The sequence below is a fragment of the Martelella endophytica genome (assembly GCF_000960975.1).
Lineage (GTDB): Bacteria > Pseudomonadota > Alphaproteobacteria > Rhizobiales > Rhizobiaceae > Martelella > Martelella endophytica.
The window spans coordinates 2,610,813-2,634,008 of the sequence record NZ_CP010803.1 but is presented as its reverse complement, the minus strand read 5'-3'; the positions used below and the strand labels follow the sequence as shown (position 1 = coordinate 2,634,008).

General features: G+C 59.7%; 22 protein-coding genes and 1 tRNA gene. 16 read left to right on the top strand and 7 right to left on the bottom strand.

The features are described 5' to 3' along the window. Positions 1–509 precede the first annotated feature (509 nt). From TM49_RS11975 to TM49_RS11930, 9 genes are all read left to right on the top strand, one after another. Positions 510–1,274: a hypothetical protein gene (locus TM49_RS11975; RefSeq protein WP_144409549.1), complete on the top strand. Its 765-nt coding sequence runs from the start codon at positions 510–512 to the stop codon at positions 1,272–1,274. After that, positions 1,267–3,393: a UvrD-helicase domain-containing protein gene (locus TM49_RS23445; RefSeq protein ID WP_158498627.1), complete on the top strand. Its 2,127-nt coding sequence runs from the start codon at positions 1,267–1,269 to the stop codon at positions 3,391–3,393. Before TM49_RS11975 ends, TM49_RS23445 begins: the two co-directional genes overlap by 8 nt. Before the next feature lie 383 nt (positions 3,394–3,776). Then, complete coding sequence (locus tag TM49_RS23900; protein ID WP_244464711.1) at positions 3,777–4,808, top strand: hypothetical protein; 1,032 nt, start codon at positions 3,777–3,779, stop codon at positions 4,806–4,808. Beyond that, positions 4,705–5,940 (top strand): IS21 family transposase, encoded by a 1,236-nt coding sequence (gene istA, locus TM49_RS11955; protein ID WP_244464710.1) that lies wholly within the window; start codon positions 4,705–4,707, stop codon positions 5,938–5,940. The genes TM49_RS23900 and istA overlap by 104 nt, the downstream gene beginning before the upstream one ends. Beyond that, a complete protein-coding gene (istB, locus tag TM49_RS11950; RefSeq protein ID WP_045680329.1) occupies positions 5,937–6,815 on the top strand; it encodes an IS21-like element ISRel3 family helper ATPase IstB in 879 nt (292 codons plus the stop codon). The genes istA and istB overlap by 4 nt, the downstream gene beginning before the upstream one ends. A 73-nt stretch (positions 6,816–6,888) precedes the next feature. After that, entirely contained in the window at positions 6,889–7,098 is a 210-nt protein-coding gene (locus tag TM49_RS11945) for a hypothetical protein (RefSeq protein WP_045681516.1), read from the top strand. A 129-nt stretch (positions 7,099–7,227) separates the two neighbouring features. Then, positions 7,228–7,446: a helix-turn-helix transcriptional regulator gene (locus TM49_RS11940; RefSeq protein ID WP_024707818.1), complete on the top strand. Its 219-nt coding sequence runs from the start codon at positions 7,228–7,230 to the stop codon at positions 7,444–7,446. A gap of 5 nt (positions 7,447–7,451) precedes the next feature. Then, positions 7,452–7,760 (top strand): hypothetical protein, encoded by a 309-nt coding sequence (locus TM49_RS11935; RefSeq protein WP_045681514.1) that lies wholly within the window; start codon positions 7,452–7,454, stop codon positions 7,758–7,760. Then, positions 7,693–9,942 carry an ATP-binding protein gene (locus TM49_RS11930; RefSeq protein WP_144409547.1) on the top strand — a complete coding sequence of 750 codons (2,250 nt, stop codon included), beginning with the start codon at positions 7,693–7,695 and terminating at the stop codon, positions 9,940–9,942. Before TM49_RS11935 ends, TM49_RS11930 begins: the two co-directional genes overlap by 68 nt. A gap of 600 nt (positions 9,943–10,542) precedes the next feature. Here TM49_RS11930 and TM49_RS11925 read toward each other — a convergent pair. Continuing rightward, a tRNA-Arg gene (locus tag TM49_RS11925) sits at positions 10,543–10,619 on the bottom strand. Between the two features lie 70 nt (positions 10,620–10,689). Further along, positions 10,690–11,853: a M20 aminoacylase family protein gene (locus tag TM49_RS11920; protein WP_045681510.1), complete on the bottom strand. Its 1,164-nt coding sequence runs from the start codon at positions 11,851–11,853 to the stop codon at positions 10,690–10,692. A 187-nt stretch (positions 11,854–12,040) separates the two neighbouring features. On the opposite strand from TM49_RS11920, the gene TM49_RS11915 reads away from it, so the two are divergent. Together TM49_RS11915 and TM49_RS11910 are read left to right on the top strand one after the other, a co-directional pair. Continuing rightward, positions 12,041–13,117 (top strand): D-alanyl-D-alanine carboxypeptidase family protein, encoded by a 1,077-nt coding sequence (locus TM49_RS11915; RefSeq protein WP_045681508.1) that lies wholly within the window; start codon positions 12,041–12,043, stop codon positions 13,115–13,117. 13 nt (positions 13,118–13,130) lie between these two features. After that, on the top strand, positions 13,131–14,216 hold the full coding sequence (locus TM49_RS11910; RefSeq protein WP_045681506.1) for a CobW family GTP-binding protein: 1,086 nt from the start codon (positions 13,131–13,133) through the stop codon (positions 14,214–14,216). On the opposite strand, the gene TM49_RS11905 is transcribed toward TM49_RS11910, so the two are convergent. The 4 genes from TM49_RS11905 to xerD form a co-directional block, all read right to left on the bottom strand. Continuing rightward, complete coding sequence (locus TM49_RS11905) at positions 14,193–14,450, bottom strand: sulfurtransferase TusA family protein (RefSeq protein WP_082074715.1); 258 nt, start codon at positions 14,448–14,450, stop codon at positions 14,193–14,195. The genes TM49_RS11910 and TM49_RS11905 overlap by 24 nt on opposite strands. Beyond that, the gene (locus TM49_RS11900) at positions 14,447–15,691 is read right to left on the bottom strand and encodes a L,D-transpeptidase family protein (RefSeq protein ID WP_045681502.1); all 1,245 of its coding nucleotides are present in this window, start codon (positions 15,689–15,691) and stop codon (positions 14,447–14,449) included. The genes TM49_RS11905 and TM49_RS11900 overlap by 4 nt, the downstream gene beginning before the upstream one ends. Positions 15,692–15,842: 151 nt before the next feature. Then, positions 15,843–16,796, bottom strand: coding sequence for an acetyl-CoA carboxylase carboxyltransferase subunit alpha (locus TM49_RS11895; RefSeq protein ID WP_045681500.1), 954 nt, complete (start codon positions 16,794–16,796; stop codon positions 15,843–15,845). Between the two features lie 75 nt (positions 16,797–16,871). Continuing rightward, positions 16,872–17,822: a site-specific tyrosine recombinase XerD gene (gene xerD / locus TM49_RS11890; RefSeq protein WP_280136239.1), complete on the bottom strand. Its 951-nt coding sequence runs from the start codon at positions 17,820–17,822 to the stop codon at positions 16,872–16,874. Between the two features lie 96 nt (positions 17,823–17,918). Here xerD and TM49_RS11885 point away from each other — a divergent pair, with 96 nt between their 5' ends. Genes TM49_RS11885 through TM49_RS11875 form a run of 3 tightly spaced genes read left to right on the top strand, consistent with a single transcriptional unit; the run spans position 17,919 to position 20,960 of the window. Then, positions 17,919–18,518, top strand: coding sequence for a shikimate kinase (locus tag TM49_RS11885; protein ID WP_045681498.1), 600 nt, complete (start codon positions 17,919–17,921; stop codon positions 18,516–18,518). After that, positions 18,511–19,638 (top strand): 3-dehydroquinate synthase, encoded by a 1,128-nt coding sequence (gene aroB / locus TM49_RS11880; protein WP_045681495.1) that lies wholly within the window; start codon positions 18,511–18,513, stop codon positions 19,636–19,638. The genes TM49_RS11885 and aroB overlap by 8 nt, the downstream gene beginning before the upstream one ends. Continuing rightward, positions 19,635–20,960 carry an HlyC/CorC family transporter gene (locus TM49_RS11875; RefSeq protein WP_045681493.1) on the top strand — a complete coding sequence of 442 codons (1,326 nt, stop codon included), beginning with the start codon at positions 19,635–19,637 and terminating at the stop codon, positions 20,958–20,960. The genes aroB and TM49_RS11875 overlap by 4 nt, the downstream gene beginning before the upstream one ends. 136 nt (positions 20,961–21,096) lie before the next feature. Here the strand turns inward: TM49_RS11875 and TM49_RS11870 are convergent, their stop codons facing one another. Further along, entirely contained in the window at positions 21,097–21,378 is a 282-nt protein-coding gene (locus TM49_RS11870; RefSeq protein ID WP_045681491.1) for a BolA family protein, read from the bottom strand. 108 nt (positions 21,379–21,486) lie between these two features. On the opposite strand from TM49_RS11870, the gene TM49_RS23730 reads away from it, so the two are divergent. Continuing rightward, positions 21,487–22,125, top strand: coding sequence for a J domain-containing protein (locus tag TM49_RS23730; RefSeq protein ID WP_045681489.1), 639 nt, complete (start codon positions 21,487–21,489; stop codon positions 22,123–22,125). A gap of 78 nt (positions 22,126–22,203) precedes the next feature. Beyond that, the gene (gene cobS / locus TM49_RS11860; protein WP_045685169.1) at positions 22,204–23,196 is read left to right on the top strand and encodes a cobaltochelatase subunit CobS; all 993 of its coding nucleotides are present in this window, start codon (positions 22,204–22,206) and stop codon (positions 23,194–23,196) included.

Below are 23,196 nucleotides of genomic sequence, written 5' to 3'. Positions count from 1 at the left end.
CACGGCGAATTTTCAAATAGCAGTCAGTCGACTCACGGCCCCTTTTTGCCGGTCCGGAAGGCGCCCCCAAGTCGGAAGTTCTACAACTTAAGCCTGGTTCCTGAAAACAGCCATTCGCTAACCACACGCACACGTCCAGAAAGGGCGGGGAGTGGACGTTCGCTGCGCGAAGCCTCAAGGTATGAAATACCCAGATCGTCGCCTCCCACTTTTAAACGAGGGAAGTGGGTTACAGGTAAAATTTCTCAAGCCAGACCGCTCGCTGGCGCCGAGAGGCCGCTCTTCGGTCCGACCTCCCCCCCTTTCGTGGGTCAACTTCGCTGCATTCCCCGCGTTTTGGAGGGCGTGCCGCCCCAATCAATTGATCAACTGGAGAAGCGGTCAGTCATGGACTAGATAGTTCACCCTTGCCGTAGTCCGATAGTTGCACTAGCGTCCCTAAAAGGCCTTTCGGTATTGTCCCTTGTCGGATGAGCGCCATAAATCGGGTTGGTGAAAGATTGAGTGCCGTGGAAGACGATATATTCGGATGGACCCTTGAGAAAATCAGCGCTGTAAAACCTTGCCTGAGACAAGGTGATCTCATAGTTTTTTCCGATTACGAGGATGAGACCAAACGCTGCGCTATTGTTGTTACTGCGGATTGCGATTTGGAACAAAAAAAGCACGCAAACCTAGTCACGCTAGTGCCTGTCGTCAGCGAAAAGACAATTCTTGAGCGATACCTTCTCCCGGATGACTGTAACAGCAAAATAGATCATATCGTCAAATTTGCTCTCAAAGAATATAAAATTGACGAAAAATTGGATCATCTGGTCCAAGTGGAACTGCTGATAGAAGCACTGTCTAGTGACGCGAAAAGTGATCCGATAGCCCTATTGATGGCCGAAATCATCTCTGATGATTTAAGGGAAGTCAGTATCGAAGGTTATAAAGACCTCCTGAAAAGGGTTAAGCTTCACGCCAAAAAGGCCAGTTCACTTGCCGATCAAATAGCGAAACGAGGCGATCTGATGATCTTGCCAGACGCCCAAGTCCTCGGGGTTGATGCCAGAATTGCGTGGGTACGTCATGTTTGGCAGGCCCCAGCAAGTAGCATCGCGCTTAAAACCTCTGATACTTCGGCGCGCCGCGGAGAACGAATAGCTCGTCTCTCATCACCATTTAGATATAGGTTGACGCAGATAATGGCACAAGTCTTCTCCGATATAGGTCTTCCAGATGTGCCACTCGACCTTAAAAAGTCCGTCATGGAGACATTTGGTGATGCCTAAGTATATACTGATTTCCTCAAGGGCACTGGATGCCGCTCTGATGGGTGAGGGGTTTTCAGATGCTACAGCTTTTCCAAATGAGGAAGGGTCAATTCATAGGATCGCACTGACAGATCAAATCGTCGGATTCCGTCTGGCGACCGAGAAGGAGCCAACATATAGCGCCTTGATAAACATTGGCGAGCTTGAAAGGTTGGCGCTGACTAGCGCATCATTGCAGGATATATATCGTCGCATCGCCCGTGTTGTAACTGGCTTAAGGTCGCCACCTATCCATTTGCCAAGAGCTTGGTCAGAGTATCACTATAAAAACCTCCTAGCTTTTTTTGCCTGCCCTCGAGAGGCGTCAAGCTACAGATGGATTTCGGAGATTGATGGTGAACGGAAATGCATCCGTTTCGAAGCGCTTACTGATGCCTCTATTGAAACCAGTCTTCAGGACTATAGACCTCCCAGTTGGCCCGAAGATTTTTCAAAGTATTTTCAGATTTTTTTTGATACCGAGATAAAGAGTGTGCGTCCAGAGCTCACAGAAGATGATGCTTTGGCAAGACATGTCGAATTGCCTGCAATCGGTAGCGCCTCAGTAGTACAAGGTCGTACCTTTGAGGACTGGTCGTACTACCTCACTGAAGACCAAGCGAATGTTCTGAAAGAAGATTTACGAACATCCATTAGGATCGTAGGGCCAGCTGGCTCTGGAAAGACTTTGACCTTGTGCCTAAGGGCGCTCCAGATATCTCGTGATGAAGCAATAATAAGAGGAGAGGAAAGAGTTCTCATCGCGACACATAGCTGGGCAATGTCCGAAAGAATTGATGGAGTGCTTCGCTCGCTCAATTCTGGTGTTGCGCCCGAGCGAATTACTGTTTTTCCGTTGATGTCTCTTCTTGAAGTTCATGCCGGGCATGTTGGAAGCAGCAAGATCGAAGTAATAGGTGACGACTCGTCTGACGGCCGAAACAGGACAATAGAGATCATTTCCGATGTGGTCTCATCCTTGACAGATTTTTCACCAAGCGGGCTGTCCACGTGGGTTACGGAAGGCTTGCGAAGTGACGCAGGCACCAAACCGCGCCGGGAACTGGTCATAAATCTGTATGAGGAGATTACGGGAGTCTTGTCAGCGTCCGGTGTCGCACCCGATGATGTAGAAGCCACAAGGCTTTATCTAAGAGCGCAACGCGAAGACTGGATGCCCCCATTCAATTCCATTCAGGATCGCGGCCTCGTAATTGCAGCGTACCGTGCTTTCTTGCGCGACCTTGTCGATAGAGCATCGATCACCACAGACCAGTTTATTCTGGATTCGATACGAATTCTGGAAACCTTCTCTTGGAGAATGAGGCGCGAGACCGAAGGGTATGACTTTATTTTGGTGGACGAACTGCAGTTATTTGATCCACAAGAAAGAGCGTGCTTGGAACTCCTTGGGCGAACTAAGACTGGCGTTCCATTTATCTCGGCAGAAGACCCCTCGCAGGGCGTATTCTCCTCTTTGAACGCAAGACATTCAACAACACCGAATAAACCTGTTTATCTTGAAACATTGCATCGTTTTAAGAAGGGTATTTTCGATTTTATCTCCTTTATTTATCGGCAGTTTCCGTTGAATGCTCTGCCGTTAAGAATAGAGAACAGTTCCGATGACGATATTATTCGCCCCGTTCATTATATATGTGACCTCGGCGAAGATCCTGTGGAAACGGTAATTGCTATTACTTCTAATATTGCAGACTCATCGTCTTCCAATATTACAACTTGCGTTATCACAGTTGGGGAGGATGAAGGCAGCATTTCGGATGCTTTAAAAATGAACGGGATTCATTGCACTCAACTCAAAAGTTTTGATGACGTCGAGAAGCTAGCTTACGTTAGGAGGACGGTTGTGGTCTCTCCGTGGGAGTATATTGGCGGGACGCAATTTGATCAGGTAATCGTAGCAGCCATTGGTATCTCGCAACCAGAGTCCCAGTTTGCTAAGCTTCGAGAAATGATATCCGTCTACTTGGCATGTAGCCGAGCTTCGCAGAGCCTGTACATCGTTACCCAGGGATATGCCCCATCCGTTATTACTAGTGCCCAAGAGCAAGGGCTTATCAAGAGCACACAGCTGTGATTCGGATCGACCAATATTCTTTGTTCCGATAGCGGTCACCTGCTTAGCCCGATACAAGAGACCGGTTAGGGCCGGAAGTGACGTTCCTTTTGGACTCGAATGTCTGCTTTCCCCGCTTCGTTGCAAGAATCTGCCTGTCGGCTACCGGCCCCATTCCGGACTTATCGCGAAGACCTTGTGGAAATGAACGGGGCATCTCAAGCTTTCTGGTAGGACGACTGTTCGCGTATTGATCATGCCTGTTTTAAAAACGGCGTCATTCGTGCTTAGAACTTGAGATCAATCCGAAACAGCTGAGCGACGTCCCTCATCCTACGAACACTGGTAACATAGTGCGCAACCAATCTCACCCGAAGCAGAACAGCTCAGAATGGGCAGCCCTCGTGGCTGCCGACGAGAAATACGCCGCATCGACATTGCAGTCACTTGAGGATACGGCCGACACTGCGGAGGATTACGCGCGACTGGACCGCGCTCGGCGCCTGCTGGCGCTCAGCACACGCCTGTTCGGCGGCTTTCGTCGTGATGTGACACTGGAATACCTGCCGCCCGCCTGGGACAAGAACATACGCCCGCGTGAACCCTTTGGCTATGAGCGGGTAATCTCGCAGCTGATGGATGCCGCCGGTCACCGCAATGCCATCAGCGGGTACGGAGAATGCACATACTGGTTCTGCCGGGGCGCGCTCTTTGCAGCGTTTGAGAATGTCGAGCGCATCCGTGATGGAGCCAGCGCGAACCGCGGCCTTTCAGCCCAGTTCGCCGAGGTGGAGAAGCTGACATCCGACATCCAGAGCAAGCTGTTCGATCTGCAGGTTACTCTCGAAGAACTGCACTTGGTGGACATCCCTGAGAAGACGTTTCCCATCCATCTGATTGAGGACGAAAGCCTCGCCAAACGCCACCGAGAGCCGGCGGACGAACATCTCTGGCGGATCAAACCGAGCTACAGGCTGCATGAGTTGATGGACCCACGCCAGATCGGTCATATCGCAGAGTGGTGTCGCGCGCTGGAGGAAGAGAGCGAACGGCTGAAGTTTGAGACCCGGAACCCGGCAGGTGCCCCGGCTCGATTTGACCGGCTCTACTTTATGCATGTAGTTGGCCTGCTCTGGCTCTTCATCACCGGAGCAGCGCCGACACTGTCATCGCCGGAGCAATACTCCCCAATAGTGCCGTTTGAATCTTCCCCATGCGCTGCTGCCGCCGGTCTTCCGGGGCGAGCCCCGGAAGACCGGCGGCGCGTCATCGCCGATACTTCTTCCGATGGTCGGAAGGGGGATTTTGGTGATCAAGCTGAGGGAGACAATTATGATACTGGATCTGCATCAACAGGGGCTGACGGTGTCGGCCATTTCCAGAGAAACGGGCATCGACCGCAAGACGGTGCGCAAATACATAGAGCGCGGCCTTGAGGCTCCAGCCTATGGCCCCAGAAAGCCTCGGGCAACGGTGATCGATCCGTTTGCTTCTTATCTGCGGGAGCGCGTGAAGGCCTACCCCGGCCTGACCGGGAGCCGGTTATTTCGAGAACTGCGCGAGCGAGGCTATAAGGGCGGCTACACCGCCGTGACGGATTTTCTTCGCGATGCGCGGCCTCCGGCCAGCCAGGGTTTCGAAGTGCGCTTTGAGACGCCGCCCGGCGAGCAGGCCCAGGTCGATTTCGCCCAATTTCATGTCATATTCACCGACGAACCAATGACGCCGAGGATTGTGTGGCTGTTCTCGATGGTGCTGGGGCATAGCCGCCTCATCTGGGCGCGCTTCGTCATGCATCAGAACCTGCCGACCGTCCTGCGCTGCCATATCGCTGCGTTCGAAGCCCTTGGCGGCGCTCCAAGGGAGGTGCTTTATGATCGGATGAAGACTGCCGTTATCGGCGAAGGGCAGACGGAGGGCATCATCTACAATCGTGCGCTCATCGATCTGGCACGCCACTACGGTTTCCATCCCAAGGCATGCAAACCTTATCGTGCCAAGACGAAGGGCAAGGTCGAGCGGCCGTTCCGTTATATCCGAGAGGACTTCTTCCTGGCCCGCTCGTTTCGCAATCTCGATGACCTGAATGCCCAGTTGCGGCACTGGCTGGACACTGTTGCCAATCCGAGAAAGCATGCCACGACCCTTCGCGTCGTCAACGAAGCCTTTGCCGAAGAGCGGCCGCACCTGCGGCCGTTACCGCTGGCACCGTTCAAATCCGTTCTCAAGCTTGAGCGCCGCGTGTCGCGGGAAGGCATGGTCAGCGTTGGTGGCAATGCCTATAGCGTCCCTGATGCCACGCGCAGTCGGACGGTTGAGGTCCATTCGTTCGCCGACGAGGTCCGGATCTTCGAGAACGGCACCCTGATCGCAGCTCATCCCGTCTTGGAGGGCCGTAAGCAGCGCCGGGTTCATCCGGATCATCGGCGATCCATTCACCCGCAACTCCGGCCGGGGGCACGGCAGGAATCCCATATTGTCAAACCCGCCGGCGACATCGTGCTCCAGCGGTCGCTCGCCTTCTATGATGCCGTTGGCAAGGTGCTGGCACAGGAGAACCGGCCATGAGCGCGACCCTCGATCCTGTTCCGTCGATGATCGACCGTATCCGTCATGATCTCGTCGGACTGAAGATGCCGCGCGCACTGGAAGCGCTCGACCATGTCGTGCGTCGCCTCGAACACGGCGAGCTGTCGGCACTTGAGGCCATCGATATCCTCTTGTCGGAGGAACTGACGCTGCGCGAGAACAGCCGCATCAAGACGGCTCTGCGCATGGGCAGACTTGCAACCATCAAGACGCTCGCCGGCTTCGATTTCACATTCCAGCCTTCACTCGACCGCGATCGCATTCTGACCCTGGCCCAGCTCGGCTTCGTCGACCGTCACGAAGCGGTGCATTTCCTCGGCCCTCCGGGAACGGGCAAGAGCCATCTCGCCACAGCGCTCGGCGTCGAAGCCGTGAAGGCCGGAAAGAGCGTTTACTTTACCACACTCGCAGACCTGATCGCTTCGCTTGCCAAATCTGAACGGGAAGGCAGGCTGCAGGAGCGCATTCGCTTCTTCTGCAGGCCGAGCCTGCTCATCGTCGACGAGATCGGCTATCTGCCGGTCGTCCAGGGCGGCGGCAATCTGTTCTTCCAGCTTGTCAACGCCCGCTATGAACGCGGCGCCATGATCCTGACGTCAAACCGCGGCTTTGCAGAATGGGGCGATGTCTTCGGCGATCCCGTCGTCGCAACGGCACTGCTCGACAGATTGCTCCATCATGCCGTCGTCATACAGATCGAAGGCTCCAGCTACCGGCTGCGGCAGCACGCTGAACTCATGCCGGAACATGTCCGCTCGAAAGCGCTGATCGCGCCGCCCGCATTCACACCACCTCAAAAGCCGCGAGGCCGACCCCCGAAAAATCCTCAAGCCATGTCGTCGACAGCGGCATAACTGGGGAATTTTACTTCGGCACTTCTGGGGAAATTTCACGCGGCATTGACAGACACAGAGCAACAACACCTTCATGGATTTCCTCGATAGCTGCGAGAGCGTGTTCTGGAATGAAGAGCCCGGTACCGATGTCCGTAACCGAGCGAACACGGTGGCAACCAACTTTGCCAGCTGGGAGGTCCGTGTTCCGGAGGACATCCCATTTGCGGGACGCGGTTTGCATGATGCCTTTGTAGCGCTTTGCGCCCATGTCGAAGGGCAGCTGTTCACGCAATACCGGTGAACGACTTTAGGCCTTGTCAGTCCGGCTAAACTTTAGCAGCCAATCCGGAAAACTGAACGGCAATTGGCTGGCGGATTAAATTCGGCTCCATCGTCATTTTGGCGGCTCCCAATCACAAGGAGCCGCAAGATGCAGCAATCCCCCCTCTCCCTCGATCCCGACTTCCTGATGACGGAAACGCTGACGTGCGAACTGCTGTCCGTTTCAGCCCGCACTCTTCAGGCCTGGCGCCTGCGTGGCGGTGGCCCTCCCTTCGTCAAGATCGGCAAGTCGGTGCGCTACAAGCGCCGTGACATCACGGCCTGGCTCAGCGCCAACACCCTCACCTCGACAAGCCAGAGGGGTTAACGGCCATGAGGAAAATCGCTTTCGATCATATCAACCGTGCGGCGCTGTCAAATGCGCCGCTTCTTCTATCCCGCTGGCTGCCGGACGGCCGGCGGCTTGGGCATGAATGGACGGCACGTAATCCGAGGCGGGCCGATCGCAAGCCGGGCAGTTTCCGCGTCAACGTCCTCTCAGGGCGCTGGGCCGATTTTGCCACCGGTGACCGCGGGCGCGATCTGATCTCGCTTGCAGCCTATCTGTTCACCAATGACGACCAGGGCGAAGCCGCACGTCGGCTTGCCGAAGCTCTGGAGGTATCGCTCTATGAGAAATGATCCCTTCGCGCCCGTTGAGCATAACGCTAATTCGGCAGTTACTACCCCCGCCTCTGGCTGGACGGCAGTCGCTCCGGTTCCGGAGAATGCAGAACCGCCGCCGGTCCGGCACTCACGGCTCGGCACACCGTCGCAGCGCTGGTCCTACCGGGACGATTCTGGAAAGCTGCTGTTCATCGCCTGCCGTTTCGATACGAACGAGGGAAAGCAGTTCCTGCCGTTAAGCTATGGTAGAGACGAGCAGACCGGCGGCAACGGCTGGCGCTGGAAGGGCCTTCCCGAACCGCGGCCGCTCTACGGACTCGACAGGCTTGAGGCGGACCCGGATGTCGCTGTCATCGTCACCGAGGGTGAGAAGGCCGCAGATGCGGCAGCGGCAATGCTTCCCGGCTTCGTCGTCACGACATCGCCGAATGGCTCGAAGAGTGCCCGCAAGGCCGACTGGTCTCCGCTCTCCGGCCGTCGTGTCATCATCTGGCCCGATGCAGATGAACCAGGTGCAGCCTATGCAGAGGCCGTTGCGGAATGCCTGGCACAGGCAGGGGTCGCGTCAGTTGCGGTCATGCGTCTGCCGCAGGGATTACCTGCTGGCTTTGATGCCGCCGATGCTTTCGCAGAAGGCTGGACGGATGCTCAGTTGCAGGCGCTGATTCCGGCGTCCGACGAAGCGGGCGTGTCGGCCACTGTCAGCGATGCTGACGATGGTGAAGCGGAGGGCGCGGCTGAACCAAAGAAGCAACGTAAGAAGAAGCCCTCTGCCTTTGATTTCCTGCCGGACGAGATCGAGTTCTGGCATGATCCGGATCGCGAAAGTCACGTGACTTACCCTACCGGCGATCACTTCGAGCACTGGCCTGTCAGGCATCGCTTCTTCAAATCCTATGTGGCCGGCGTCTACTACGAGAAGACCGGCGAAGCCCTTGGAAGCTCGGCGCTTGATGACACGATCAGGATCATGGAGGCAAAAGCTCAGAGCGGAGCATGCTACCCGACCTTCAGGCGTGTCGGTTCCCATGATGGAGATTACTTCCTCGATCTCTGCGATCAGGACTGGCGGGCAGTACGGGTCACGAAGGGGCGCTGGACGGTCGGCCAATTTCCGCATGTGAAGTTCCTGCGCTCGGCTTCCGCGCGTGCGCTGCCCGAACCACAGAGGGGCGCCGGCTACAGAGACCTGAAGCCGTTTATCAATGTCGGTAGCGAGCAGGATCTGATGCTGGTCACCGCCTGGCTGGTTGCAGCGCTTCGCCCGGAAGGGCCCTACCCGCTTCTCTGCGTCAGCGGCGAGCAGGGCAGCGGCAAGAGTTCGGTCACCGACCTGCTTGCCAACCTGATCGATGCCGAGATCGGCAAGAAGCGCACGGTATCGAAGGATGAACGGGATCTGGTCATTGCCGCCAAGAACGGCCATGTACTTGCCTTCGACAACATGTCGAGCGTCGCCAACTGGTTCTCGGATTCGCTCTGCAGGCTTTCGACAGGTGGTGGCTTTGCGACCCGTGCGCTGCATACCGACAACGAGCAGATCGTGCTTGAAGCGCAGCGCCCGGTCATCCTGAACGGTATCCCGGACCTGACAGGACGGGCAGACCTTTCTGACCGTGCCATTGCAATCCATCTGCCGCGCATCCCGGAAGAAGAACGCCAGACAGAACGGCATCTGAAAGAAGAGCTGGAGCGGATGCGACCATACCTCTTGGGGGCGCTGCTCGATGCCGTCTCGGAGGGACTGAGTCGCCGGGCATCGGTCAAGCTCGCAAACCCGCCACGCATGGCGGACTTCGCCGAATGGATCGAAGCCTGCTCTCCGGCTTTTGGCTGGGAGCCAGGCCAGTTCCTCGAAGCCTATCGTCTTAGCAGGACCGATGCCGCCAAGGTCGCGCTTGAGAACGATCCCTTCGGCAGCGAGCTGATCCGCATCATCAAGCGGCATCGTGCGACCGGCTTCAGCGGGACAGCCACGCATCTCCTGGAAGTTCTCAACGAGCATGCAGCGCCGGCGATCAAGAGCATGCGGGTATGGCCGTCGACAGCGGCAACGCTCGGCACGCTCGTCCGTCGGTCAGCGCCGCTGCTCCGGAGCGAAGGCTATGCCGTCACTGACAGCCGGACGGCAGAAGGCCGCATGATCATCATCCGGCCACTTTCGTCTGCGCACCAAAAAGAAGAGACCGGAGCCTGAAGCCAGCTTTGCTACTTCGGTCAAAGCCGCCCGCAGGCGCCCTTCCCCCGCGCCCCTTTGTTTTGATCGTCCGCACCAGACTGCGGCTGTCAGAAGAGGCGTGGGTCCTTCCTGTGTCACTCTGCCATGCGGGTATTTGGCACCGCGCGGTCGGGCTAGCCTGAGAACGGATACAAAGCCTAAAGTCTCAACGCTCGGGGCCGTTTCGGCTAAACTCCAGCTCTCTCCACACGTTATGCCTGCACCACGGGTGACCGGATCAGCACCACACTGGCCCGGCAGCGTTGTGTCGTACGTGAGAGAAAAGCCGCAGACTAGACAGCCTCGCAAGCCGCCGCCGGGTGGATGACAGGCGCATGACGGAGATCTGAGCGAGGCTGTCACGGTCAACCTATTGAATAGATTATGGAATGACAGTGATGACGGCGATGACAGCGCCAATTTTATAGAATCAAAAGGGTTTTGAGTTTTGGCGACACGAGCCGTCGCGGAACCGTCTTGAAATCGATCCTGCTGCTTACCCTGCGCTTACCCGGAAATTTCTCGGAAAAGGCGCGAGAAATATGAAACTCGTAAACATTTGAAACCAATAAGAAAAAATGGTGATCCCGACGCGATTCGAACGCGTGACCCTCAGATTAGGAATCTGATGCTCTATCCTGCTGAGCTACGGGACCACTCGCCCCTCAATACAAAAGAGACGGCGAGAAGGAAAGCCCTGATTTGGGTGGGCTGTTCCGGTGTTTTTCAGGCGGAGAGCCGGCTTTCCGCGAGGCGCACCCAGTAGGATATGCCGTAGGGCAGCGCCTCGTCGTCGAAATCGTAGGCGGGATTGTGCAGGCCCGCGGTATCGCCGTTTCCGAGCATGATGAAGGCGCCGGGACGGGCCTCCAGCATGTAGGAAAAATCCTCGGCGGCCGTCCACGGGGCAAAATCGGTATCGACCGATGCCTCGCCGGCAACATCGATGGCGGCCGCAGCAGCATGAAGCGTCTCGTCCGGGTGATTGACGGTCGGCGGATAGTTGCGGTGATAGCGAAGCTCGGCCTCTGCGCCATGGGCGGCTGCAATGCCGGTTGCGATCGCACCGATCCGTGCCTCGGCAAGGTCGCGGCTTTCGGGCGTGAAGGAACGCACCGTGCCGCCGAGCTCGGCGTCGTCGGGGATGATGTTGTGGGCAAAGCCGGCGTGAAATTCCGTGACGGAGACGACCAGCGGCGTCACCGGGCCGATGTTGCGCGAGACGATCACCTGCAGCGCCTGGACGATCTGGCTGCCGATCAGCAGCGGATCGATGGTCTTGTCCGGTTGGGCCGCGTGGCCGCCCTGGCCCCTGACAATGATGCGGAATTCGTCGGTCGCGGCCATGATCGGGCCCGGACGGATCGCGAATGTGCCGACCGGACGGCCCGGAAAATTGTGCATGCCATAGATCTCGTCGATGGCAAAACGCTCCATCAGACCGTCGTCGATCATCGCCTTGCCGCCGGCGCCGCCCTCTTCGGCGGGCTGGAAGATCAGGGCGACGGCGCCCTTGAAGTTGCGGGTCTCGGCAAGGTGCTTTGCAGCGCCGAGCAGCATCGCCATGTGGCCGTCATGGCCGCAGGCATGCATCCGGCCATTGACCGTCGACGCCCATGCCTTGCCGCTCTTCTCGACCAGCGGAAGCGCATCCATGTCGGCGCGCAGTCCGATCACCCGGCCGCCCTCGCCGCGGCCGCGGATCAGTCCGACAACGCCTGTACGACCAATCCCCTCGACGACCTCATCGACACCAAATGACCGCAATTTCTCTGCTATGAAGGCCGCCGTGCCGTCGACGTCATAAAGCAGCTCCGGATATTGGTGAAGGTGCCGCCGCCAGTCTCGAGCCTCCTCCTGGAGCTTCACGGCAGAGTTCAACAATGGCATTAAGCATACCCCTGCATTTTTTTAGAATTCCATGTAAAACGCGCTAGAACCCTATTAGGGAGCGGCGGGCCGGAGCGAACCGGTCCTGTTGCACAAGGGGTATATGGATAACGGACGGCAGGCAAGTGGAGACAGATTCGTGTTTCAGCATACCTCGATAGCGGGCAACCGGAGAAGAGCGTTCACCATGGCGGCTCTCGCGCTTGCGGCCGCGCTCGCGTCCGGCTTTGCGGGAAAGGCCGCGGCCAATCCCTATATCGTCGTCGACGCGAATACCGATCGCGTGCTGTTTGCCGAAGAGCCCTTCCGGCGCTGGTACCCGGCGTCTCTCACCAAGCTGATGAGCGCCTATCTTGCCTTTTCCGACATCAAGGCCGGGCTTCTCGACAAGAATTCGGTCGTCACTTTTTCGGCCGCCGCCGCCAACGAGCCTGCCACGAAAATGTATTTCGCGCCGGGCGCGCGCGTCACACTCGACTCCGCCTTGAAGATGATGCTCGTCCATTCCGCCAATGACGCTGCACGCGCTCTGGCCGAAAGCTCTCCTGGCGGCCGTGATGTCTTCATCCAGCGCATGAATGCGACAGCGGCGAAGCTCGGCATGGCCGACACCCATTTCGTCAATGCAAACGGCATGTCCTCGATGAGCAATCCGCAGCCCGGCCAATATACGACCGCCCGCGACATGGCGGTCCTGGCGCTTGCGATCGAACGGGACTTTCCGGAATATCTCTATTATTTCAAGATCCCGGGCATCGCCAGCAACAGCGGCCGCTACCGCAACACCAACCTGCTGATCGGCAACTTCGATGGCGCGACGGGCATGAAGACCGGCTATGTCTGCGCCTCCGGCTACAACCAGGTCTCCACGGCGACCCGCGATGGCAAAGCCGTGGTCGTCGTGGCGCTCGGAACCATGACCATTCCCGAGCGCGCGGAGCTTTCCGCCAAGCTGCTGCAGGCCGGCCTCACCACGACCGAACGCAACGGGCCGCTGATCTCCGGCTATCTGCCGACGGAACCGGTGGACGCCGCTGTCGCCGACATCACCTCCTCAACCTGTTCGCAGGCTGCAATGGAAGCCAAGGCGGGCCTGATCGACGAGGACGGCGACTATGTGCTCAACTCGCCCTATCTGAAGCCGATTCCGGATGACTTTGCCACGGTCGACGCCTTCCGCCTGCCGAACGACACGGAAATGGCCTCCAGCACACTCGACAGTCTCACCATCGTGCCGCTGCCCTATGCGCGGCCGGTGCAGTGACAGGTTCAAATGCATGTATCAGTTACCCCACCCCATTCCCGTATCGATCGTCACCGGCTTTCTCGGCGCCGGCAAGTCCACACTCATCAACAGGCTCTTGCGTGACCCGGCACTGTCGGATGCGGCGGTGATCATCAATGAGTTCGGCGAGATCGGCATCGACCATCTTCTCGTCGAAAGCGCCGGCGACGGCATCATCGAGCTCTCGAACGGCTGCCTGTGCTGCTCGGTGCGCGGTGAACTGATCGACACGCTCGCCAACCTTCTGGACGCGGTGCAGACCGAAAGGGTCAGGCCGGTCGGCCGGGTGATCATCGAGACCACCGGCCTTGCCGACCCCGTGCCGGTCCTGCAGGCGGTGATGGCGCATCCGGCCATTGCCGCAAGCTTCCGGATCGATGGTGTGGTGACGCTCGTCGATGCGCTCGCCGGCCTCGCAACGCTCGACGGCCATATCGAGGCTGTGCGCCAGGCCGCCGTGGCCGATCGCATCGTGCTGACCAAAACCGATATCGCATCGGCAGAACAGACAAACGCGCTGCAGGACAGGCTGACGGCGCTGAACCCGATGGCAAAGATCGTCGATGTGGCGGATGGCGAAGCCGTGCGGCCGGGCCTGCTGGCTGCCGGCCTGTTCGATCTTGCGCGCAAGCCGGATGCTGTCGGCGACTGGCTTTCGGCAGAGCCCGCCCATCATCACCATCACCATGACGTCAATCGCCATGACGAGCATATCCGCGCTTTTGCCCTTGCCGCCGACCGTCCGCTTGCACCGGGCGCTATCGAAGCCTTCCAGCATCGGCTGGCCGCAAATCATGGTGACCGGCTGTTGCGGCTGAAAGGCGTCGTCGCGGTTGAGGGCATGGCCCGGCCGCTGGTCGTCCATGGCGTGCGCGACATGGTCTATCCGCCGTCGAGGCTTGAGGCCTGGCCACCGGGAAGCGAGGGACTGACACGGATCGTCGTCATCACCCGCGACCTGCCTGAAGCGCCGGTGAGCGAGCTCTTTGCCGCCTTCACGGGCCGGCCCGGCATCGACAGGCCCGACCGCGCGGCGCTGGAGGAAAACCCGCTCTCAGCCTTCGGCTTCAGACGTTAATACCGCGCCGCGCTCGATCGTGAACCGGTGACCGGTTGCCGTTTCTTCCGAAGCCAGCAGGACATGGCCCTGCTGCTGGCAAAGGTGGGGAATGTCGATAATGGCGAGCGGATCGGTGGTTTCGACCTCGAGAACGTCACCCGGCTTCAGCCCGGCGAGGCGCCGGCCGGTCTTCAGCGCCGGCAAAGGACATTTCAGTCCCCTGAGGTCGTAGCGGCGCGTGGCCTGCGTCACCAGAATTTCCAGAACGGCTTGCTTTCCTTCACCGGTTCGGGTTCGGCATAGGCCGTGATCGGGCTGCGCTCGGGGATCGGAACATCCGCAACGGCGACAGGCAGATCGGCAGGTGCCGGCACCGGCTGAGCCGCCGAGGCAACGGCCGCTCCCGCGTCGGACGCCGGCGGAATGGCTGCGGTCTGGGTCGCGGTGTCGATCGTGTCGGGCACGTCCACCGCACCATACTTGGCGATGCGGTATTGCTCGAGCGAAACGAAGCGGCCGGCTTCAAGCGACGGTCCCGTCGGCTGGTAGAGCGCATCCATCGGGTCCGGCCGGGTGTCGGCGACCAGCGCCTTGCGCTCGGCTTCGGTCGGATCGATCCAGACACGGCCATCGTCCTTGGACAGCGCCTTGTCAAAGTCGGTCATGTATTTGGACTTGTACTCGGTCAGCAGCGCCACCTGGCTCGCCGGCACATTCGATGTCATCACCGGGCAGGACTGATCGGAAGCGATCGCAGCGCCGTTGACCGGGTCCTTGTTGAAGACGTAGCGACCGCCGCAAACGTCGACATCGGGCACCACATGGGTGACGTCGAAATAGTCGTAGCCTTCCTTCAGCATCTGCCAGAACGGATAGTTGTCGTTATAGCGATGGCGGGCCATGTTCTCGGCGGTCATGCGGAACGGATAGGCCTGCAGCATGATCGACTGCTGGCCGCCCTTGAAGGCGTCACGGGCGAAGGCGAAGATTTCCAGGATCTGCTCGTCGGTCATCGAATAGCAGCCGCGCGAGGAGCAGGCACCGTGGATCATCAGATCCGAGCCGGTGAACTGGTTGGCGCGGTCGTAACGGTTCGGATACCCCGTGTTGATCGCCAGGAAATACTGCGAATAGGGGTTCAGCAGGCCCTGCGACAGCGGATAGAAGCCCTCGGGCGCCTGTCGGTCGCCCTCTTTCTTCTTCGGCCCCAGCGAGCCGGACCAGGCGCAGATTTCGTAGGATTCCAGCTCGCCGTAGGTACCGTCGCGCTTCTGCTTCCAGATTTCGAGGATACCCTCCTCCTTGAAGATCCGGATTGTAATCGGGGCGTACTTGTCCATGTTCTTCGCGGTCATGCGGGCGACGACCGGCGACGGCAGGGCATAGTTCATCTTGTCCTGCACGGTGGCAAAATCGGTGCTGTCAAAGAAGCTGTTGCACCCCGTCAACGCCAGACCGGCGAATACAATCGGGGCTATCATTCGCAAACGCATGGATCGAACCTGCCGGATTTTCCCTCGCGGCGCCCTGCTTCCGGCACGGCGCCTTCGCGACTATACTGGAACAATAACCGTCAAGAAACCGTTAACTCTTTCTTGTCCGGTCTGCAACCGCGCCCGAGGAAATGCGCACAGGCTCCACGCGTCAGAGGTTACGGCCGATCGCAAGAAATTTCTGACGACGCTCGTTCCTGATCTCCTCGGCCGACATTCCGTCGAAACCGGCGAGCGCTTCGGCGATCTGATCGCCGGAGGCGTCGATGACCGTATCCGGCGCGCGGTGCGCACCACCGACGGGCTCGGGAATGATTTCATCGACGACACCAAAGCCCTTCAGGTCCTGGGCGGTAATGCGCATGTTGGTTGCCGCTTCCTTGGCGCGGGTCGAATCGCGCCACAGGATCGAGGCGGCCCCTTCCGGCGAGATCACCGAATAAATGGCGTGTTCGAGCATATAGACGCGGCTTGCGGCCGCGATCGCGATGGCGCCGCCGGACATGCCCTCGCCGATGACCAGCGCGACCATCGGCACGCCGAGCCTGAGACACATCTGCGTCGAACGCGCGATCGCCTCGGCCTGCCCGCGCTCTTCGGCACCGACACCCGGATAAGCGCCCTGCGTATCGATCAGCGAGATGACCGGCAGGTTGAAGCGGTCGGCCAGCTCCATGACGCGGATTGCCTTGCGGTAACCCTCTGGACGCGGCATGCCGAAATTGTGCTTGAGACGGCTCTTGGTGTCATGGCCTTTTTCCTCGCCGATGAAGGCGACGGGGCGGCCGCGGAACCGGGCAAAGCCGGCCTGGATCGCGGCATCCTCACCGAAATTCCGGTCGCCGGCGAGCGTGGTGAGATCGGTGAAAAGGCGCTTGGCATAATCGACGAAATGCGGACGCTGGGGGTGGCGGGCGACCTGCGCCTTCTGCCACGGATTGAGCTTCTGGTAGATCTCGGTCATCGCCTCGCTGACGCGGGTCTCCAGCCGGGCAATCTCTTCGGTGGTGTCGATACTCTCGTCTTCGGAAGCGAGTTTCTTGAGCTCGATAATCTTGGCTTCAAGATCGGAAATCGGCCTTTCGAAATCGAGATAGCTGTACATTTTCGAACTTTCCGTGGTTTGTCCGACATGCCCGGGGCGCGTCCCCTGAGGCTCTTCCATACGATATTGTGCCGCTTAATCCCGTTTTTTCACATCTTTTGCAAGGGGGTGATGCATTTCCACGAGTTCGCGCAGCCGTTCTTCAAGGACATGCGTGTAAATCTGCGTTGTGGATATGTCTGCATGACCGAGCAATTCCTGGACGGCGCGCAGATCCGCTCCGTTCTGCAGCAGATGGCTTGCGAAAGCGTGACGCAGCACGTGCGGCGAGATTGCCGAAGCCTTGAGACCGGCCCGCGCGGCAAGGCCCTTCAGGTCGCGGGCGAAGACCTGGCGGGAAAGGTGGCCGGCAACCCCTCTGGAGGCAAACAGGTACGGATTTTCCTCATCCTCACCGACCGCCCGTCGTTCGATATCGAAGGCTTCGAGCGCGGCAATGGCACGGCGCGACAGCGGCACTGCCCGCTCCTTGTTGCCCTTGCCACGAATGGTGAGGAAGCGCTCCTTCCGCTTCAGCACCGAGGCGGGAAGCGTCACCAATTCGGAAACCCGCATGCCGCTCGCATAAAGCGTTTCGAGGAGGGCGGCCATGCGCAACCGTTCAAACCGGCCGGGGCCGGGCTCGGCGGCTTCCGTCTCCGCCTGGCGCAGCAAACGGTCGACCTCGGCGACGGAGAGCGTCTTCGGCAGCGGCATCGCCTTTTTCGGGCCATCAATGACACCGGTCGGATCATCCTGGCGGAGACCCTCCGCATAGAGAAAGCGGTAGAACTGGCGCAGCGCCGAAAGCCGCCGCGCCTGCGAGGTGGCGGCAAAGCCGCGGCGCGCGAGGTCGCCGAGATAGGCGGAGATATCGGCGCTCGCCGCCGCATCGGCCGTCACCTTGCGGGGGCCGAGAAATTCGCGGAAATCATCGAGGTCGCGCTCATAGGCTTCAAGCGTATTGCCGGCGGCACCGCGCTCGGCGCTCAGCATTTCCAGAAATGCCTCGATATGCGCGCCCGACAGGTCAAGCGTCTCTGCCAATGCCGTTTCCCTCCGGAAAGCCCGCGATTCTCGCCGCCTCGTCTTGACGCCCAATGGACATTTGCCGATACGTGGCGGGAACAGATTGGGCGCACTATGAACGCAAAACAAGATTCGGGTAAACCAGGGCTCCGTCAAAAGGCACTTGCCGGCCTCGCGGGCCGCAACCTGATTCTGGTCGGTCTCATGGGCGCCGGCAAGACTGCGATCGGCAAGCTTGTCGCCAACACGCTTAACCTTCCCTATATCGACACGGACCAGGAAATCGAGACGGCCGCGCGGATGACGGTATCGGAACTCTTCACCCGCTATGGCGAACCCGAGTTCCGGGCGCTCGAAACCCGCGTCTTCGAGCGTATCCTGGCGGAAGGTCCGGCCGTGGTCTCCACCGGTGGCGGCGCCTTCATCAATCCGGTCAACCGCGAGCTGATTGCCCGCTCGGGTCTCTCGATGTGGCTGAAGGCCGATCTCGAAACGCTGTGGGATCGGGTCAAGCGCCGCCAGACGCGGCCGCTTCTCAAGACCGAAAATCCGAAGCAGACGCTGAAGGAACTGATGGACAAGCGCTATCCGGTCTATGCCGAGGCGGAGCTCACCGTCTGGTCGCGCAATGTCCGCAAGGAAACGGTAATGCGCGACGTGCTGAAGGCGCTTGCCGGCCTCGCCGAGAATGAAGGAACGAATTCAGATGCCTGATATGGTCGCCGACAAACGCATCGTCCGCGTCGATCTGGGAAGCCGCAGCTATGACATCCTCATCGGCCGCGATCTCATTGCCCATGCCGGCGGCGAGATGCTGGCGCGGCTTTCCGCCCGCAAGGTCGCGATCGTCACCGACGCGAACGTCGCGCCGCTCTATCTCGACGCGCTGACCGAAAGCCTGCAGACGGACGGCATCGAGACCTTTGCCATGACGCTGGCCGCGGGTGAAAAGACCAAGAGCTTCGACAACCTGACGGCCGTCACCGACTTTATTCTCGACGCCCGCATCGAGCGCTCCGACGCGGTGATCGCGCTCGGCGGCGGCGTGATTGGCGATCTCACCGGCTTTGCCGCCGCCATCGTTCGCCGCGGCGTGCGCTTCATCCAGGTGCCGACTTCGCTTCTGGCGCAGGTCGACAGTTCGGTCGGCGGCAAGACCGGCATCAATGCCCGCCAGGGCAAGAACCTCGTCGGCGCCTTCCACCAGCCCGACCTCGTCATCGCCGACACCGCGACGCTCGACACGCTGAGCCCACGCGAATTTGCCGCCGGCTATGCCGAAGTGGTCAAGTACGGCCTGATCGACCAGCCCGACTTCTTCCACTGGCTGGAAAAGCACCGGGCCGACGTGTTCTCCGGCGGCATCGAGCGCACCGAGGCGATCGCCCGCAGCTGTCAGGCCAAGGCCGCGGTTGTCGCGGCGGACGAGCGCGAGACCGGCGCGAGGGCGCTGCTCAACCTCGGCCACACTTTCGGCCACGCGCTGGAGCGCGCGACCAACTACGACAGCGCCCGTCTCGTCCATGGCGAGGGCGTGGCGATCGGCATGGTGCTCGCGCACGAGTTTTCCGCGCGGATGAACCTTGCGAGCCCCGATGATGCAAAGCGCGTCGCGGCACACCTGAAGGCCGCGGGCCTGCCAACCTCCATGCACGATATTGACGGGAAGCTCCCGCCGCCCGATATATTGATGGATGCAATCGGTCAGGACAAAAAGGTGAAGGGCGGCAAGCTCACCTTCATTCTCACCCGCGGCATCGGCGAGGCCTTCATCGCCGATGATGTACCGCCCTCCGAAGTGTTGAGTTTTCTCACGGAAAAACATCCGCAATGACGATCAGCGATATTTCGCACTTTCTATCCGAATACTGGGGGACGCTTGCGATCATCGCCGCGCTGATCCTGGTATCTGCCTTCTTCTCCGGTTCGGAGACCGCTCTGACGGCGGTCTCGCGCGCGCGCATGCACACGCTGGAACAGCAGGGCGACCGGCGCGCCGGGTTCGTCAATGTGATGATCAGCCATCGCGACCGCCTGATCGGCGCGCTGCTGATCGGCAACAACCTCGTCAACATCCTCGCCTCGTCGCTGACGACGACGCTGTTCCTCAGCATCTTCGGCGATAGCGGCGTGGCCTATGCGACGCTGATCATGACGGCGCTGCTGGTGATCTTCGCGGAAGTTCTGCCGAAGAGCTGGGCGATCTCGGCCACCGACCGGTTCGCGCTCACCGTCGCGCCGGCCGTCAGGATCGTGTTCATGATCATCGGCCCGCTCTCGAGCCTGGTGAACATGATCGTCCGGCTGATCCTCGGCCTGTTTGGCGTCACCCTCACCAAGGGCACCTCGATGCTGTCGGCCCATGACGAGTTGCGTGGCGCCGTGGACCTGCTGCACAAGGAAGGCTCGGTGATCAAGGCCGACCGCGACCGCCTTGGCGGCGTTCTCGATCTCGGCGAGCTCGAAGTCTCTGATGTGATGATCCACCGCACCGCCATGCGCGCGGTCAATGCCGACGACCCACCCGAGATCGCCGTCAAGACCGTGCTTGAAAGCCCCTACACGCGCCTGCCGGTCTGGCGCGGCTCGATCGACAACATCATCGGCGTCGTGCACTCCAAGGACCTGTCGCGCGCGCTGGCCGAGCCGCACGCCGCCCCTTCGACCATCGACATCGTCAAGGTGGCGCAGAAGCCGTGGTTCGTGCCGGACAGCACCAACCTCAAGGATCAGCTCAACGCCTTTCTTCGCCGCAAGGTGCATATCGCCGTCGTCGTTGACGAATATGGCGAGGTGCAGGGCATCGTGACGCTGGAGGACATTCTCGAGGAGATCGTCGGCGATATCGCCGACGAGCACGACCTCGAAATCTCCGGCGTCATGCAGGAGGCCGACGGCTCGATCGTCGTCGACGGCACGGTTCCGATCCGCGACCTCAACCGCGCGCTTGACTGGAACCTGCCGGACGAGGAAGCGACGACCATTGCCGGCCTCGTCATCCACGAAAGCCAGACGATCCCCGAGGAACGCCAGTCATTCACCTTCTACGGCAAGCGCTTCACGGTGATGAAACGGGAAAAGAACCGCATCACCCGCCTGCGCATCCGCCCCCTCGGCGGCGCAGCCGCCGCCACGGCAACGCCGCCGGCGGAGTGAGTATCGTCGGGGAAAAGCCTCTGAAGTCGCGCGTTAAACGGCCTCTCCGGAAACGATCTCCCCCTCAAGGAGGGAGATAGAAGGCTGCAAGGTTTGTGGTCGTATCAAGCGCAAAAATCCACTGCCGCCGCCGGCATCACCACCGCGTCTTCTCGCCCGGAGCGGCCGCCTCGATCGCGAGCGCGTGCAGGCCTTCGGAGAATTCCGGGCCGAGTGCCTCATTGACGGCACGATGTCGGGCTAGGCGATTCAGCCCTTCGAACTTGCCGGAGACGATCCGAATCCTTAAATGGGTGATCTCGGGTGCGTCGGGGTCATCGTAATGGCCGGCGTGCTGCCCGCTTTCGTCCTTAAGCTCCAGTCGCTCGGGGTTGAACAGGCTCCTCAGCCTGTCTTCAATTCGAGCTGCCATTGTCATTTTCTGCTCCTTCTTGGCGCCCGGGCGCGTTAACCGGTCAGGAAGCCAGTAACAAAACCCGTTGTCAATTCTTGTTGTGACGGTTTCAGAAGGCCATAATCAAGCGCTATGAATCTTGACTCCAAATATTTCGACCGCCTGCGCACCAAACGCAAACGCCCGACCACGACGCGGGCGGAGCAGGAAGCTGCGAACCCGGTCTGCCAATGGGACGGCTGCAACAAGCCCGGCAAGCATCGCGCGCCGGTCGGTCGCAACGCCGAGGGCCAGTTTTTCCTTTTCTGCTTTGAGCACGTGAAGGAATACAACAAGGGCTACAATTATTTCGATGGTCTCTCCGACAGCGAGATCGCGCGCTACCAGAAGGAAGCGCTGACCGGCCACCGCCCGACCTGGACCGTGGGCGTCAACGGCGATACCCGACGCGCGCCGCTGAACGGCTCCAAGAAGGCCGGAAATGCCGCGTCATTTTCGCGCATGCGCGACCCCTTCGGTTTCGTCAATGACGGCGAAGGCGCCCGGCCGCAACGTCCGAAGCGCGAACGCAAGCTGAAGACGCTGGAGGCAAGGGCGTTCGACACACTGGGACTGACAGCGTCCGCAACCTCGGATGACATCAAGAAGCAGTACAAGGCCCTTGTGAAGAAGCACCACCCGGACACCAATGGCGGCGATCGCGGTTCTGAAGAGATTTTTCGCGCCGTCGTGCAGGCGTACCAATTGTTAAAGCAGTCCGGATTCTGCTAGGACCGTTTCTCAGACAACAATCATAAGCAGAGACAAGCATTTCAAGCGGTTTGCCCGAGACGCCGCGCTGGAGACATGATGAGCAAGATTGAACTGGATTATTCCAACGGACCGGACACCACCGTTTCAGTTCGCGAGACATTCGGCATCGATATCGACCTGAAGGTTCCCGCCTATTCGGCCGACGATCCTTACGTGCCGGACATCGATACCGACTACCTGTTCGATCGCGACACCACGCTCGCCATTCTCGCCGGTTTCGCTCACAACCGTCGCGTGATGATCTCCGGCTATCACGGCACGGGTAAGTCCACCCATATCGAGCAGGTCGCAGCGCGTCTCAACTGGCCGTGCGTGCGCGTCAATCTCGACAGCCATGTCAGCCGTATTGACCTCGTCGGCAAGGATGCGATCGTCGTCAAGGATGGCCTGCAGGTCACCGAGTTCAAGGACGGCATCCTGCCCTGGGCCTACCAGCACAACGTCGCCCTCGTCTTCGACGAATACGATGCCGGCCGCCCGGACGTCATGTTCGTTATCCAGCGCGTGCTGGAATCGTCGGGCCGGCTGACCCTGCTCGACCAGAGCCGCGTCATCAGCCCCCACCCGGCCTTCCGCCTGTTTGCGACCGCCAACACCGTCGGCCTCGGCGACACGACCGGCCTCTACCACGGCACGCAGCAGATCAACCAGGCACAGATGGACCGCTGGTCGATCGTCACCACGCTGAACTACCTGCCGCACGAGCAGGAGGTGAACATCATCCTCGCCAAGGTGAAGAGCTTTGCCGCGACGGCCGAGGGCCGCGAGACCGTGTCCAACATGGTGCGCGTCGCCGACCTCACCCGTTCGGCCTTCGTCAATGGCGACCTTTCGACCGTCATGAGCCCCCGTACCGTCATCAACTGGGCGGAAAATGCGGAAATCTTCGGCGATATCGGCTTTGCCTTCCGCGTCACCTTCCTCAACAAGTGCGACGAACTCGAGCGTACGCTGGTGGCCGAGCAGTATCAGCGCGCCTTCGGCGAGGAACTGAAGGAAAGCGCCGCAAACGTCGTCATCAGCGCCTGA

Excerpts from the sequence above, each read along its gene's own strand:
- aroB (WP_045681495.1), top strand. The coding sequence starts at position 18,511 with ATGCCTGATATGGTCGCCGACAAACGCATCGTCCGCGTCGATCTGGGA.
- TM49_RS11895 (WP_045681500.1), bottom strand. The coding sequence starts at position 16,796 with ATGTACAGCTATCTCGATTTCGAAAGGCCGATTTCCGATCTTGAAGCC.
- istB (WP_045680329.1), top strand. The coding sequence starts at position 5,937 with ATGAGCGCGACCCTCGATCCTGTTCCGTCGATGATCGACCGTATCCGT.
- TM49_RS11930 (WP_144409547.1), top strand. The coding sequence starts at position 7,693 with ATGACGACCAGGGCGAAGCCGCACGTCGGCTTGCCGAAGCTCTGGAGG.
- TM49_RS11915 (WP_045681508.1), top strand. The coding sequence starts at position 12,041 with ATGGCGGCTCTCGCGCTTGCGGCCGCGCTCGCGTCCGGCTTTGCGGGA.
- TM49_RS11875 (WP_045681493.1), top strand. The coding sequence starts at position 19,635 with ATGACGATCAGCGATATTTCGCACTTTCTATCCGAATACTGGGGGACG.
- istA (WP_244464710.1), top strand. The coding sequence starts at position 4,705 with ATGATACTGGATCTGCATCAACAGGGGCTGACGGTGTCGGCCATTTCC.
- TM49_RS11885 (WP_045681498.1), top strand. The coding sequence starts at position 17,919 with ATGAACGCAAAACAAGATTCGGGTAAACCAGGGCTCCGTCAAAAGGCA.
- cobS (WP_045685169.1), top strand. The coding sequence starts at position 22,204 with ATGAGCAAGATTGAACTGGATTATTCCAACGGACCGGACACCACCGTT.
- TM49_RS11945 (WP_045681516.1), top strand. The coding sequence starts at position 6,889 with ATGGATTTCCTCGATAGCTGCGAGAGCGTGTTCTGGAATGAAGAGCCC.
- TM49_RS11935 (WP_045681514.1), top strand. The coding sequence starts at position 7,452 with ATGAGGAAAATCGCTTTCGATCATATCAACCGTGCGGCGCTGTCAAAT.
- TM49_RS11870 (WP_045681491.1), bottom strand. The coding sequence starts at position 21,378 with ATGACAATGGCAGCTCGAATTGAAGACAGGCTGAGGAGCCTGTTCAAC.
- TM49_RS11900 (WP_045681502.1), bottom strand. The coding sequence starts at position 15,691 with ATGCGTTTGCGAATGATAGCCCCGATTGTATTCGCCGGTCTGGCGTTG.
- TM49_RS23730 (WP_045681489.1), top strand. The coding sequence starts at position 21,487 with ATGAATCTTGACTCCAAATATTTCGACCGCCTGCGCACCAAACGCAAA.
- TM49_RS11910 (WP_045681506.1), top strand. The coding sequence starts at position 13,131 with ATGTATCAGTTACCCCACCCCATTCCCGTATCGATCGTCACCGGCTTT.
- TM49_RS11920 (WP_045681510.1), bottom strand. The coding sequence starts at position 11,853 with ATGCCATTGTTGAACTCTGCCGTGAAGCTCCAGGAGGAGGCTCGAGAC.
- TM49_RS23445 (WP_158498627.1), top strand. The coding sequence starts at position 1,267 with ATGCCTAAGTATATACTGATTTCCTCAAGGGCACTGGATGCCGCTCTG.
- TM49_RS11940 (WP_024707818.1), top strand. The coding sequence starts at position 7,228 with ATGCAGCAATCCCCCCTCTCCCTCGATCCCGACTTCCTGATGACGGAA.